At 64.6% G+C, this 13140-nt stretch carries 15 protein-coding genes; 3 read left to right on the plus strand and 12 right to left on the minus strand.

Annotated features, from left to right (window positions below; genetic code table 11):
• Window positions 1-3 precede the first annotated feature (3 nt).
• The gene (gene lipB / locus PQQ95_RS21375; protein ID WP_408440308.1) at window positions 4-729 is read right to left on the minus strand and encodes a lipoyl(octanoyl) transferase LipB; all 726 of its coding nucleotides are present in this window, start codon (window positions 727-729) and stop codon (window positions 4-6) included.
• Window positions 730-963: 234 nt separating this feature from the next.
• The gene (locus tag PQQ95_RS21380) at window positions 964-1290 is read right to left on the minus strand and encodes a DUF2917 domain-containing protein (RefSeq protein WP_408440311.1); all 327 of its coding nucleotides are present in this window, start codon (window positions 1288-1290) and stop codon (window positions 964-966) included.
• A gap of 98 nt (window positions 1291-1388) precedes the next feature.
• Between PQQ95_RS21380 and PQQ95_RS21385 the strand changes: the two genes are divergently transcribed.
• Complete coding sequence (locus PQQ95_RS21385; RefSeq protein WP_408440314.1) at window positions 1389-2357, plus strand: transcriptional regulator GcvA; 969 nt, start codon at window positions 1389-1391, stop codon at window positions 2355-2357.
• 71 nt (window positions 2358-2428) lie between these two features.
• Here PQQ95_RS21385 and PQQ95_RS21390 read toward each other — a convergent pair whose 3' ends face one another.
• The 10 genes from PQQ95_RS21390 to PQQ95_RS21435 all read right to left on the minus strand — a co-directional run bounded on the left by PQQ95_RS21390 (window position 2429) and on the right by PQQ95_RS21435 (window position 11287).
• Window positions 2429-2698, minus strand: coding sequence for a DUF493 family protein (locus tag PQQ95_RS21390; RefSeq protein ID WP_408440316.1), 270 nt, complete (start codon window positions 2696-2698; stop codon window positions 2429-2431).
• Window positions 2670-3626, minus strand: coding sequence for a D-amino acid aminotransferase (locus tag PQQ95_RS21395; RefSeq protein ID WP_408440319.1), 957 nt, complete (start codon window positions 3624-3626; stop codon window positions 2670-2672). The genes PQQ95_RS21390 and PQQ95_RS21395 overlap by 29 nt, the downstream gene beginning before the upstream one ends.
• A 13-nt stretch (window positions 3627-3639) precedes the next feature.
• The gene (locus PQQ95_RS21400; protein ID WP_408440322.1) at window positions 3640-4869 is read right to left on the minus strand and encodes a D-alanyl-D-alanine carboxypeptidase family protein; all 1230 of its coding nucleotides are present in this window, start codon (window positions 4867-4869) and stop codon (window positions 3640-3642) included.
• Between the two features lie 342 nt (window positions 4870-5211).
• Window positions 5212-5856, minus strand: a complete 645-nt coding sequence (locus PQQ95_RS21405) for an alpha/beta hydrolase (RefSeq protein WP_408440325.1) — start codon at window positions 5854-5856, stop codon at window positions 5212-5214.
• 8 nt (window positions 5857-5864) lie between these two features.
• The gene (locus PQQ95_RS21410; protein ID WP_063494611.1) at window positions 5865-6188 is read right to left on the minus strand and encodes a (2Fe-2S) ferredoxin domain-containing protein; all 324 of its coding nucleotides are present in this window, start codon (window positions 6186-6188) and stop codon (window positions 5865-5867) included.
• Between the two features lie 254 nt (window positions 6189-6442).
• Complete coding sequence (locus PQQ95_RS21415) at window positions 6443-7600, minus strand: VanZ family protein (protein WP_408440327.1); 1158 nt, start codon at window positions 7598-7600, stop codon at window positions 6443-6445.
• A 31-nt stretch (window positions 7601-7631) separates the two neighbouring features.
• Window positions 7632-8258: an ABC-type transport auxiliary lipoprotein family protein gene (locus tag PQQ95_RS21420; protein ID WP_408440330.1), complete on the minus strand. Its 627-nt coding sequence runs from the start codon at window positions 8256-8258 to the stop codon at window positions 7632-7634.
• Between the two features lie 29 nt (window positions 8259-8287).
• Complete coding sequence (locus PQQ95_RS21425) at window positions 8288-9262, minus strand: MlaD family protein (protein ID WP_408440333.1); 975 nt, start codon at window positions 9260-9262, stop codon at window positions 8288-8290.
• A gap of 16 nt (window positions 9263-9278) precedes the next feature.
• A complete protein-coding gene (locus tag PQQ95_RS21430) occupies window positions 9279-10157 on the minus strand; it encodes an ABC transporter ATP-binding protein (RefSeq protein ID WP_408440335.1) in 879 nt (292 codons plus the stop codon).
• Window positions 10154-11287, minus strand: a complete 1134-nt coding sequence (locus PQQ95_RS21435) for an MlaE family ABC transporter permease (RefSeq protein WP_408440337.1) — start codon at window positions 11285-11287, stop codon at window positions 10154-10156. Before PQQ95_RS21435 ends, PQQ95_RS21430 begins: the two co-directional genes overlap by 4 nt.
• Window positions 11288-11393: 106 nt before the next feature.
• On the opposite strand from PQQ95_RS21435, the gene PQQ95_RS21440 reads away from it, so the two are divergent.
• Window positions 11394-12299 carry a biotin--[acetyl-CoA-carboxylase] ligase gene (locus PQQ95_RS21440; RefSeq protein WP_408440338.1) on the plus strand — a complete coding sequence of 302 codons (906 nt, stop codon included), beginning with the start codon at window positions 11394-11396 and terminating at the stop codon, window positions 12297-12299.
• The gene (locus tag PQQ95_RS21445; protein ID WP_408440341.1) at window positions 12296-13111 is read left to right on the plus strand and encodes a type III pantothenate kinase; all 816 of its coding nucleotides are present in this window, start codon (window positions 12296-12298) and stop codon (window positions 13109-13111) included. The genes PQQ95_RS21440 and PQQ95_RS21445 overlap by 4 nt, the downstream gene beginning before the upstream one ends.
• Window positions 13112-13140 lie beyond the last annotated feature (29 nt).

Here is a 13140-nt window from a genome sequence, read left to right on the forward strand (position 1 = left end):
CAGTCAGGCGGTGAGAGCACCGGCCTGCGGTTGGGCGACGGCCGCGGGACTGCCGTCGAGGTTTGCGGTGAGGCATGCTGCAAAGGTACGAGCCACGTCGTCCCAGCCGGCGGCAACGCCCAGCGTTGCCATATCGACTGTTTCGAGCCCCGCGTAGCCGCATGGGTTGATGGCCAGGAACGGCCGCAGATCCATATTCACATTCAGGCTCGCGCCGTGATAGCTGCAGCCGTTGCGGATTTTCAACCCCAGCGCGGCGATCTTGGCGCCGGCGTGCAACCCGGCGTCCGGCCCGGGCGCCACGTAGATACCCGGGGCGCCCGCCTTGCGTTCTCCGGCGAGATTATACGCCGCGAGGGTGTCGATCACGGCCTGCTCGATCCGCGTAACCATCTCACGCACCATCAGCTTGCGTCGGCGCAAGTCCAGCAGCAGGTAGGCAACCACCTGTCCGGGTCCGTGATACGTGATCTGTCCGCCCCGGTCGACTTTGACGAGCGGAATGCCACTGTCGGCGGCCAGCAGATGCGCCGGATCGCCGGCCTGACCTAGCGTGAAGACGGGGGGGTGTTCGACCAGCCAGATCTCGTCGGGTGTATCGGCGGTACGCGCGTCGGTGAACGTACGCATCGCTTCGAAACTGGCTTCGTAGGGTTCGTTGCGGAGCCAGCGCAGCGTAAGCGGCGCCGGGGCGAGCAAGGGAGATGGGGAAACCGGGGTGGCGCACATGATCCCGACAGTTTACCGAAATCTGGCAATCGCCGCCGGAACTGGCTTGGCCAAGGTGCGGCGGCGCCCTGCGGATCCATGTTGGACGTGTTGTTTCGTACAGCGTCGCGCCAGTCAGGCCGTCCTTCCCATGCCACTGGCTCTTCCCGGCGGCAACGCTCATTTCTTGCACGCGTCATTCAACTGCGGTGCGCCGCAGCCCTGTGGCGCAACCAGCGCTCATACCCAACATATTCACACCGTGCGCCAGCCCCCACGCAGGCGGGCCGCCAGCCGTTCGCCGACCCGCGCGAGCCAGTTCAGCGCACGCTCATCGCAGCGCGTGGGCACCGAAAACGCGACTTTCGCATGCGTGCTGCCCTCGGCGCTCAACCACAGCCGTTCGCCGCGCCGCAACCGCAGCGTGTGGCCGTGCTGCAGCCAGTAGTCTTCCGTGTCGTCGCTGCGCGTGACCCACACCGCGCCGCCGTGCACGACCAGCTTGGTGCTGCGCGCCACCTTCATAGGAATGGTTTCGCCGTTGCGAATTTCAAAAGCGATACTAGAGGAAATTTCTCGCATGATGCCCTCGCCAAAATTCGTTTCATGGCTACAATCGTAGGCGTAGCAAGGGTTTACGCAAAACGATCTATTTTCACCTCTTTGTGAGAAATATTGCGATGGACCTCCGGCAATTGCCCCCGCTAAATGCCATCAAGGCGTTCGAAGCCGCTGCCCGCCACGAGAGTTTTTCGCGCGCCGCCGACGAACTGTTCGTCACGCACGGCGCCGTCAGTCACCAGATCCGCGCGCTGGAGGCGGAGTTAGGCATCACGCTGTTCGCTCGCGACGGCAAGCGCGTACGGCTCACGGATACGGGCCGCCGCTATGCCACGCGCGTGCGCACCGCGCTGATGGCGCTTGCCGACGCCACCCGTGAGGTCCGCGCCGGCGACCGCGAGCGGCGTCTTGTCGTGTCCATGCTGTCCTCGTTTGCGGCGCGCTGGGTGACGCCTCGCATCGGCAGCTTTATCGAGGCGCACCCACAGTGGGACCTCGAACTGCTGTCCACCAACGCGCTAACGGACTTCGCACGTGACGACGTCGACGTGGCGATCCGCTTCGGCTACGGCAAATATTCGGGGCTGCATGCGGAGTTGCTGCTGGAGGAGATCTTCTTTCCGGCGTGTGCGCCGAATTTCAACGGCGGCAAGCTGCCGCAAACACCGGCCGATCTCGCCAAGGTCCAGCTGCTGCGCTCGGACGACGAACTCTGGCGCCCATGGTTCGACGCCGCCGGCCTCACCGACTGGCAAGAACCGAAGCGCGGCGTGTTGTATCAGGATTCGTCGAATCTGCTGCAAGCGGCCATCGACGGCCAGGGGGTCGCGCTCACACGCCGTTCGCTGGCGATGCACGAGATTGCGGCAGGCCGCCTTGTGCGGCTATTCGACGTGGACGGACCGAGCCCGTGGCAGTACTACTTCATCTGCCCGCCGCAAATGCTCGAAACCGCACGCGTCAAGGCATTCCGCGACTGGGTATTCGAAGAGGTAGGACGGTTCAAGCAGCTTTTCGAGCGCGCTTGCGAGGCCGGGCCTGCAGCAAGCGCCAATCTGGCGGCGAACGCATTGCGCGTCACGCCGTAACACGAGGCATCGTTGGAGCGGTTTGCAGTGCAGGCGCCAAAGTCGAAGTCGGCGCCCGCTCGAACCCCGCTTTAAAGTACAACCTTCACCATCGGATGGCCAGTGAGCGCGCGATAGATATCGTCGAGCTGCGCCTGGCTCGTCGCACGCACGGTAACCGTCAAACCTGTGTAATTGCCGCCGCTGGACGGCCGCGTTTCCACGCGCGCGGGGTCGACTTCGCTATCGAACTGCCGAACCACCGTGACGATCGTCTCGGCGAACTCGGGATGCGACTTGCCCATGATCTTGATGGGAAAATCGCACGGAAACTCAAGCAATGATTCTTTCGCGGGATTCACTTTCTACTCCTTGCTGCGCTTCTTGCGCTTCCTTGGCCTTGGCACGCTGATAGGCCGCGTACAACGCCGCAAACACCGCGCCCGGCTTGCCGTCACCAACCGGCTGATCGTCGAGTTGCGTGACCGGCAACACTTCCTTGGTGGCGGAACTGGCCAGAATCTCGTCGGCGGCACGCAGTTCGGCTTCGGCGATCTCGCGCGCTTCGAAGCGGATGCCGCATTCGCTCGTCAGCTCCTCGATCAGGCTATAGCGAATCCCTTCGAGAATCTTGTGGCTGCGCGGCGGCGCATACAACACGCCGTCCTTCACCATCCAGATATTCGAAGACGACCCTTCGGTCAGCATGCCGTCGCGAAACTGGATCGTCTCGAACGCGTCATTTTCGGCCGCGTACTGGGCCATCAGAACATTGCCGAGCAGCGATACCGATTTGATGTCGCAATTGAGCCAGCGGCGATCTTCAGCGGTAACGCAGCGCACGCCCTGCGCGCGCTGCGCAGCGTCCGGCAGGTTCAGCGGCGTGACCATCACGAACACAGTCGGCTGAATACCAGCCGGGAACGCGTGACCGCGCTTCGCGACGCCCCGCGTGATCTGAACGTAGGCAATCGCGTCCTGATCCGCGCGCAGGCCGGCGTCCGCTTCATTGGCCGCGACCACGCGATCGATCAGCTCGCGCCAGCCGGCGTCGTCGAACGGATTGACGATACCGATCTTGTCCAGCGAACGCGCGAGTCGCGCCAGATGATGCCTGAAGCGAAACGCCGTACGGCCGCTCCCATGCGGATACAACGGCGCGACTTCGTAAATTCCGTCGCCGAAAATAAAGCCGCGGTCGAGAACCGGCACACGCGCTTCGGACAAGGGCACCAGCTCGCCGTTCAGATAAACGATCGGGTCGAGCGAAACATCGGAAACAGCGGTCATCGCAATCGGGCTCTTACTTCTTCTTGTTGAACATCAGCATCAGCGAATCCCACACGCGGCCCACTACGCCGGCTTGCGGCACAGCCTGCAACGCGACGATCGGGAATTGCGCCAGCACCTTGCCGTCGGCCACGAGCTTCGCCGTGCCGACCTGCTGACCGTTCGCGATCGGTGCGATCAGCGGATCGATCTGCTCGATCTGCGGCTTCACCTTGTCGCCCATGCCCTTCGGCACGGTGATGTACTGATCGCCCTTCACGCCGATCTGCACGGTGTCCTGCGCCCCCTTGTAGACGCGCGGCGTGCCCACCACCTGGTTCGCCTTGTACAGACGCACCGTGTCATACGCGGTGTAGCCGTAGTTCAGCATCTTCAGGCTGTCCTGCACGCGGTCGTGTTCCTTGACCTCGCCCATCATCACCGAGACGAGACGGCGCGAGCCGTCGGTCGTGCCCGGCAGCGAACGCTTCGCGCTGGCGATCAGGCAATAGCCGGCGGCTTGCGTGTGACCGGTCTTCAGGCCGTCCACCGTCGGGTCGATCCACAGCAGACGGTTGCGGTTCGGCTGCTTGATCTTGTTGTACGTGAATTCCTTGACCGAGAAGATGTTGTAGTAGTCGGGGAAGTCACGAATCAGACGCGCCGACAGGATCGCGAGGTCGCCCGCCGTCGTGTAGTGCTGCGGGTCGGGCATGCCGTTCACGTCGGCGAAATGGGTGTTCTTCATGCCGAGCTTCTGCGCTTCGGTGTTCATCATGTTGACGAACTGCGACTCGCTGCCGCCCACCAGTTCGGCCAGCGCGATCGCCGCGTCGTTACCCGACTGGATGATCATGCCGTACACCAGATCGTGCACGGTCACCGGCTTGTTCGCCTCGATGAACATGCGCGATTCGTCCGTGCGCACGCGGCGTACCGCTTCGCTCGGCATCACCGTCTGGTCCATCGTGATCTTCTTCGTCTGCAGTGCTTCGAAGACGAGGTACGCGGTCATCAGCTTGGTCAGCGAGGCCGGTTCGACGCGTTCGTCGGCATTGCCCGAGGCGAGCACCTGATTGCTGGTGGCGTCGACGAGCACCCAGGAGCGCGCGTTCACCGCGGGCGGCGGCACCTGCGCGAACGCCGTGCTGGCAACCAGCGTGGCCGGCAGGACGAGGCCGAGGGTGACGGCGCGGCTAAGCGTAGAGGGAACGAAAGAAGAAACTGATGGGAATGACGTGCGGCCGGAGGTGGAGAAACGCATAGGGTCGATTCGTGCGGAAAAATACATCGCGCGCAGGGCGCACAGATTGGAGGAGCCGGTCGGCGAGCGTCAGGCCGTAAAAACGGCGCGGCGCCCGTTGGACTTCCGGCGACGCGATCGGTTCGCGCAGCACGCCTCGCATCCGGCACCGCTGCGCGCGCAAATCAGCTACGCGTCGCGCGAACTGCCGGGTGGGCCCGGGTGGGCAGTGCTGCGCCCAAAAAAGAGCGCCCATTATACGCGCGCTATCCTGGTATCTCTGATCAAAGGGCGGCGATTAATTTGCGTTTGCACGTACCTGTACCCCGGAAAACACGCGCGGAGCACACCGCGCGTGCCCCATCAACGCCACGCGTCGACGATGATCCGCTTCAGGACGTGCAGCTTGCGATGCAGAAAATGCTCTGCCCCCGGAATCACGACGACCGGCAATTCCTGCGGCCGCGCCCAGTCGTAAACCGACTGAATGGGAACGGTATCGTCGGTTTCGCCGTGAATCACCAGCGTGTTTTCCGGCACGGGTGCGACTTCCCAACGGCTCGCCGCGGTGCCGACGAATACGATCCGCTCGATCGCCTGGCCTTCTTCGCGCAGCTTCGCGGCCACGTGTGACAGCACAAACGTGCCGAACGAAAAACCCGCCAGTACGAGGGGCAGATCGCCCTGCCCTGCTTGCGCGCGCATGTGATCGAGCACGGCGCGCAGATCATCGCGCTCGCCGATACCGGCGTCATGTTCGCCCTGCGTTTCGCCCACGCCCCGGAAATTCGACCGGTACGTCACGTAGTTCAACTGCACGAGCGTGCGTGCGAGCGTCTGCGCGACCTTGTTGTCCATCGTGCCGCCGAACAGCGGATGCGGGTGTGCGACCAGCGCGATGCCGCGCGGCGCGGCGCCGTTCTCGCGCATTGCGTCGGGCAGATCCAGCGCGACCTCGATCTTGCCGACCGGGCCGTCGATCAGATATTTCTTCGTATGGGTATTCATGGCGAGGCTTATTGATCGATTTTCAGACGCTCGACGATTTTGCCGTTCACAAGGTGCGAATCGACGATTTCATCGATGTCGCTCTCGTCGACATAGGTGTACCAGACACCTTCCGGATACACGACGAGCGCCGGGCCGAGTTCGCAACGTTCGAGACAGCCGGCCTTGTTGATACGCACCTGACCGGGACCGGCAAGGCCGAGTTGTTTCACGCGTTTCTTCGCGTGTTCCTGCATCGCCTGCGCGTTGCAATTCGCGCAACTCGGGCGCTCCGCGCCGGGATCGCGTTGATTGAGACAGAAGAAGACGTGGTACTTGTAGAAGGAATCCATGATGTCCAGGGACGAGGCTGTAAAAGTGGGGATGGCGCTTGAAGCGCCGCGGCGCGCCTGTTGTGCGGACGATTATAACGAGCGGGGCTGGCGGTCGCTGAACGGCGGTCGCAAGGCGGCTCGCGGGCCGGCTGGGTTGGCGGCGCGCCTTGTGGCCTACACCCTGAGTGTGATGCGGCACGATGCGACTCGTTCAACTGCACGCATGCGTCGCCCGTGCTTCACACCCACGTCACGCGTGCTTTATACCCGCTTCATGCGCGCTTCACGCGCCGCTTGAGCCACGCCTGTTCGACGAGATAGGCGAGCCACACCAGCGCCGCATACGGCCAGACCCATGCGATCCAGTGCGCGAGACCGTTGAAGTGCAGATACCGCCCCTGGCGCCAGTCGGCCAGAACGGCATCGAAATACGGATTGACCGGCAGCAGATTGACGAACACCAGCGCAACCGTGAGCGCGCAAGCCGCGAGTGCCGCGCGCGACCTGCGCCGCAAGCGCAACGCCAGCAGTGCCGCGACGCTGCCGCACATGAGGCCCGCCATCGCGCCGGGCGTCGCCCAGTCGAATGCAAGGCCGGATTGAGATTGCAGAAAGGTGGCGCCCGCCTTGACGCACAAGGTCGTGACGATAAACACGATCAACAGGCGCACGAGCGGCGCATGGCGGCGCACCGGCAGCGAAGCCAGGGCGAGTGCGGCGAACAGATTGAGCGTGGTGATGACGGCTTCCCAGGCGTCGTCCGGCAGCCAGGCGGCCACCAGTGCCGGCCACGCGCCGACGTGCCAGGCCGGCGGCGTCCATGCGAGCAACGCGTCTTGCGTCGTCGAATCAAAACGCAGCCACAACTCGCGCGGCCAGTTGCCGAGGCCGAAGAGGCGAGGCGCGGGGTACATCGTCGCAAACGGCCACAAGGCAACGAGACACGCGAGCGCCGCCGTGTCGCGCTCGAACCAGAGAAGTCGCACACGACGCAGCAAGCCGCGATCGAGCAACGCGCCAGTAGCCGGCGACATGATCGCCGCGCCGAGCAGCGCGCCAAGTGCATTGGCGGCGAGGTCGAGGTTGGAGGCGACCCGCGTCGGCAGATAGGTTTGTACTGCTTCCATCACGCCCGATAGCAACCCACCGAGCACGAAAGCCAACGCGACCGCCAGCGTGCCGCGCCAGCGCGGATACACCGCGAGCACCACCAGCGCGCCGAACGGCATATAGCCGAGCACGTTCGTGACGACGTCGAACGCCGTCAGGTACTGCGGCATGGGGTCGGACAGATAGGCAAACGGAGCGAGGCCGAGCGAACGCCAGCCGGAAAACGGATACCACGAACCGTAGACGATCAGCGCCGCGTACAGCCCCAGCGCCTGCCGGGCGAGCGCCGAAGGACGGCGCTGCCAGGGTTTGACGCTCATGCAGCGCTCCGTTGCGTGCGCTGCATGCCGGTCATTGCGCGGCGACCAGCGCCTGCACGCCAAGCCACGCGGCAATCTGCGCGACGAGGTCGTCGCTGGCCGCGGCGAGCGCCTGCGCGCCACCGGCGGCGTCCGCCGAACTGGACGGCGCGCGCGCGATAAAAGTACGCTGGCCGATCACCTTGCCGCCTTGCACCAGCGTGGCGCGCGCGGTGACCGCGGCGTGGCTTTCCGACTGGCTATCGAAAACCTGTTCGAACTCACTCAGATCGACCTTCAGGACCGGAGCGCGCACGCCGTCGGCTCCGGTCAGCACGGTGCCACGCGAACTGAGCGCACCGCGCAGACGCTGGGTCAGCAGTTGCGACGGCGCCATGGTCCAGTGGCTATTCGCATACGACGCCGTCTGCTGCGCGTCGGCGTAGCTGAGCCGGTAAATCAGCTTGTCGGACTCGAGGTTGTCGGGCGCGGTGACGTCGAGCACCTTCACAGCCGGCAGCGTGCCAGCCGAGGCCGCCGGATTGGGCGGCCCGAGGTCGTAGCGGATGTTCGAGATCGCTGCGGGGTTACCGGCACAGCCTGCAGCCAGCAGGCCGAACGCGAGCAGCATGGCAAGCGCTGCGCTCGAGGACAGCAATCGGTGGGTCAAGCGTGACATGACAATCTTCCTTTCTTCAAACCTTCAAACTATTTAGCAACGGGCGCTGCAGCACGCGCGGCGGGCCATGAGAAACCGGCCTCGCCAGGCCCCGGCGCCGCGTTCGGCGCACCGAACAGCACGCTGCGCGGATTGGTGCTGAACATGTCGGCAGCACGGTCCACTGAACGGGCCGCGGAGCGCACGTCTTCGGCAAGCGAATTGACGCGCGGCAGCGTCTCGTAGCCGACGCGCGCCGACAACTCCTGTATCGAGCTATCCATCGACACCAGCGCGTCACCCGCCTGCTGCGCCGCCGTCCCGACCTTGTTCAGGTTGGTCTCGAACGGGCCGTCCGGGCGGTTCAGACTGGTGATCAACTGATTGGTCGATGCCAGCGTGCGGTCCAGTTCGTTGATCGTGGCGGGCAGCTTGCCGGTAATCGGCGCGATCTGCTGGGTCAGCGTGGCGACGCCGTCGGCGGCCTTCTGAATGCTCGCCGCCGTGCCTTCCAACTGGTCAACCATTTCCGGCGACAACAGATTGTCGACGTCGTCGGTGACTTTTTCGAGTTTGCGCAGCAAGACGTCGCCGCGCTGCTGCAACTGATCGAGCAAACCCGGACGCATCGGCAATTGCGCTACATCTTTCACCGACGACGCGAGCGGCGTCGGATCGCGCCCGTTGTCATCCAGCTGGATGAAGGCGATACCCGTCACGCCCTGGAAGCCCAGGCTGCCGAAGGTGGAATGCGTAATCGGCGCGTGCGTGTCGACGAGGATGCGGATCAGGATTTGCCCAGGATGATCCCGATCGAATTTGATCGACTGCACCTTGCCGACGTCGAGCCCGCGATAGCGCACCGCCGCGTCGGTATAGAGCCCCGTGACGTTGGTGCGCGCGATCAGATCGTACGGCACCCGCACGGAACGATCGACGTTGAACAAAAAAGCCGCCACTGCGATTGCAACCAGCAGGACCACGGTGAAGAGCCCTGCCCAGAAGGCATGTGATTTATTTTCCATTGTCAGGTTCCCTGGTTCACAGCGGCAATTCGGACGACGCCGATTCGAGCGCCGCGCGCGGCAGCTTCGCACGGCGCTCCGGCGGCAGCGCCTGCAGCGCGCGACGCCCGCGCAGGCCGAGGAAATATTCGCGGATAAACGGATGATCGACGCCCGCCGCCTCTTCGACCGGCGCGGCGACCAGCACCTTGCGATCCGCCAGCACGGCGACGCGGGTGGACAACGCGATCATCGTGTCCAGATCGTGCGTGACCATCACCACCGTCAGGCCGAGCGCGCGATGCAGCGCGGAGATCAGTTCGACGAATTCGTCCGACGCCTGCGGATCGAGGCCGGCAGTCGGTTCGTCGAGAAACAGCAACTCGGGTTCGAGCGCGATGGCGCGCGCGATGCCCACGCGCTTGATCATGCCGCCCGAAAGCGCCGACGGCATCTTCGACGCATGCTTGCACGGCAGGCCGACCATCTCGAGCTTGAGCATCACGATGTCGCGCAGCAGATCGTCGGGCACCTTGCCGAGTTCGCGCAACGGCTGCGCGATGTTGTCGAACACCGAGAGCGACGAGAACAGCGCGCCGCGCTGAAACAGCATCCCTGAGCGGCTGCGCATGAGCAGCGCGTCTTCAGGCGAAATGGTGGCAATGTCCTGACCAAACAGCTTGATCGTGCCGGAAGACGGTTTTTCGAGCCCGAGAATCTGCCGCACCAGCGTGGTCTTGCCCGACCCCGAGCCACCGACGATCGAGACGATCTCGCCGCGCCGCACATCGAAATTCAGATGCTGATGCACGATGTTGCGGCCGTAGCGCTTGGTGATGTCGATCACCTCGATCACCGGCTCCGCAATCTCGGGCATCGGCTGGCCGCGCACGGCCTGGGTGAGTGGCGCGATCATCCTAGCCCCACGTTCTGGAAGAGGATCGCGAACACCGCGTCCGCGAGAATCACGATGGTGATGGAGGTCACCACCGAGGTCGTCGTGCCTTCGCCGAGGCTTTGCGAATTGGCCTTGATACGGAAGCCGAAATGACAGCCGACGATCGCGATCAGCATGCCGAACGCGACGCCCTTGCCCAGACCGATCCACAGATTGGCGACCGGCACGACGCTCGGCAATGCGCGCGCGAAGTAGCTCATGTCGATGCCGAGCACGATCTTCGCGGCGAGCGCGCCGCCGGTCAACGCGATGATGTTGGTCCACATCACGAGGAGCGGCATGGCCACGCCAAGCGCGACCACGCGCGGCAGGATCAGCCGCAGCCCGTGCGGAATGCCCATCACGCGCATCGCGTCGAGTTCTTCGGTGACACGCATCACGCCGATCTGCGCGGTAATCGCCGAGCCGGAGCGCCCCGCCACCAGAATCGCCGACAGCACCGGCCCCAGTTCGCGAATCACCGACAGCCCAAGAATATTGACGATGTACTGATTCGCGCCAAAAAGCCGCAATTGCTGCGCCGACAAATAGCTCAGCACGATGCCGATCAGGAACGCGACCAGTGCGGTGATCGGCAACGCCTTGGTACCGGCGTTATAGATGTTGGCGGAGATTTCGGTCCACGGCGTGATTTTCGGTTTGCGCAGGATCGCGAAGATATCGAGCACGACCTGCCCGAGCATGCCGAATCCGCCGTACAGGTGCTCGAAAAACGAGAAGATCGCGAGGCCCAGCCGGGTGAACGGGTCGAACTTGACCACCGGCTCGGCCTTCTCACGCACCGTGTCGAGCAGTGCGATGCGTTCGAAAATATCGCGTTGCGTATCGGTGAGCGTGGTGTCCACGGGCATCTTGTGGCCCCACACGCGCCATAGCGCCTGACCGCCGACATGATCCATCCGGTCGATGCGCGACAGATCCCACTGGCGGATGCCTTCAGCGCCGGCCAGCGAGCGCAACAAAGGAATCACATGACCGGTGGCCTTGTCGCGCGCGAGGGCGAGCGCCGTCCACTGGCCCGAAAGCCGGACGATCTTGCCTTGGCTGCCGGCCGCGACTTCAAGGCCGGGCGGAGTGTCGTAGTTCAAGGATCGCTGGAATCTGGTTATCGGATTAGGGGCCATTGTAACGAAGGCGCGGCCGTTGAACCGTCCTCACGGGCTCACAGCGTTCGCTGTCGCTACAATATGAGGCATGAACGCTTCCAAGACCCCACCCCAAGCCGCTGCGGCTTCCGACTGGCGTATCGACCGCGAGCGCGCCGTCGCGCTATTCGGTCCGCACGCGCATGACTGGCCGATCGAAATCGTCGAGGAAACCGGCTCGACCAACGCCGACCTGATGACGCGCGTCAAGGCATTGCCGCGCAAAGCCGGCGCGCTGCCGCGGCCGATCGTGCGGGTCGCGTATCTGCAAACGGCGGGGCGCGGCCGCCGTGGCCGTCCCTGGTATGCGGAACCGGGTAATGCGCTGCTGTTTTCGGTGGCGTGTGTGCTGCCGCGCCCGCTCGAAGGGCTCGCGGGCCTGAGTCTCGCGGTAGGCGTGGCGCTGGTCGACGGACTGCGCTCGTTGCCGGTCGCAGGGCCGGGACAGATCGCGCTGAAGTGGCCCAACGACGTCCTGCTCGAGGGCGACAAACTGGCCGGCATCCTGATCGAGACCGCATGGAGCACGGACAACGCAAGCGCCGTGGTGATCGGTATCGGCACTAATGTGAAGGGCGCGGACGAGCTCGCCGCCAAGGTCGGCGCGCTCAACGCGGACGTGCCGGCGCAAGCGCGCGGCACCACGCCGACCGCACTGCAACGCGCGCTGCCGAATGCGAACCTCACCGATACGCTGGCGGCGGAACTGAACGCACTCGAACCCGCGCTACAGCGCTTCGGCGCAGATGGCTTCGCGCCGTTCCAGGCGCGCTGGAACGCGGTGCACGCCTACGCAGGCCGGGAAGTCGTGCTGCTGGAGCAAGGTAAAGAGCTGGCGCGCGGCGTGGCGGCAGGCGTCGACGAACGCGGGCAACTGCTGCTCAACACAGCGGCCGGGCGGCTGACCGTCGCGACCGGTGACGTCTCGCTGCGTCTGGCCGACGGTGCGGCATGACGAGCGGCGCGCCTTATCTGTTGATCGACGCGGGCAATAGTCGCATCAAGTGGGCACTGGTGCAGCCGGACGGTGTACAGGTCGCGGCCGGCGCGCTCGCGCACGGCGGCGCCGATGAACCTGACTGGTCGAATTTGCCGACGCCGGGCGGCGCATGGTTGTCGAACGTCGCGGGCGAAAATGTCGCGGCACGGATTGCCGCACGACTCGACGCCCACTGGCCCCACCTGCCGCGTACGACGATCCGCGCCTGCGCGCAGCAATGCGGCGTGACCAATAGCTACACAACGCCGCAGGCACTCGGCAGCGATCGCTGGGCTGGCCTGATTGGGGCGCACGCGGCGTTTCCCGGCGAGAACCTGCTTATCGCGACGTTCGGCACGGCGACCACGCTTGAGGCACTGCGTGCGGACGGTTGCTTTGTCGGCGGTCTGATTGCGCCGGGTTGGACCCTGATGATGCGTTCGCTCGGCGAGCACACGGCGCAACTGCCTACACTCGACGCTCACGCCGCGCGCGGCTTGCTCGATGCGGACACCCCGTCTGACGGCGAGCGCCGCGGCCCGTTCTTCGCAACCGATACGCCACGCTCGTTGTCGGCCGGATGCACGTTGGCGCAAGCTGGGCTGATCGAGCGCATGTGGCGTGACTTGCAGGACGAATGGCAGGTGCCGGTACGCCTGGTGGTAAGCGGCGGCGCCGTGGACGAAGTGACAAGTGCGTTAAAAGTGCCGCATACTCGCCACGATTCGCTGGTGCTATCGGGGCTTGCTCTGATTGCTGCCGAACGCGCGATGGAGCGCGACGCCTGAGCCACGGCCTTTCGGAGAAAAGCGGGATA

Source organism: Paraburkholderia caffeinilytica, assembly GCF_046030355.1.
In the GTDB taxonomy this organism is placed as follows: domain Bacteria; phylum Pseudomonadota; class Gammaproteobacteria; order Burkholderiales; family Burkholderiaceae; genus Paraburkholderia; species Paraburkholderia caffeinilytica_B.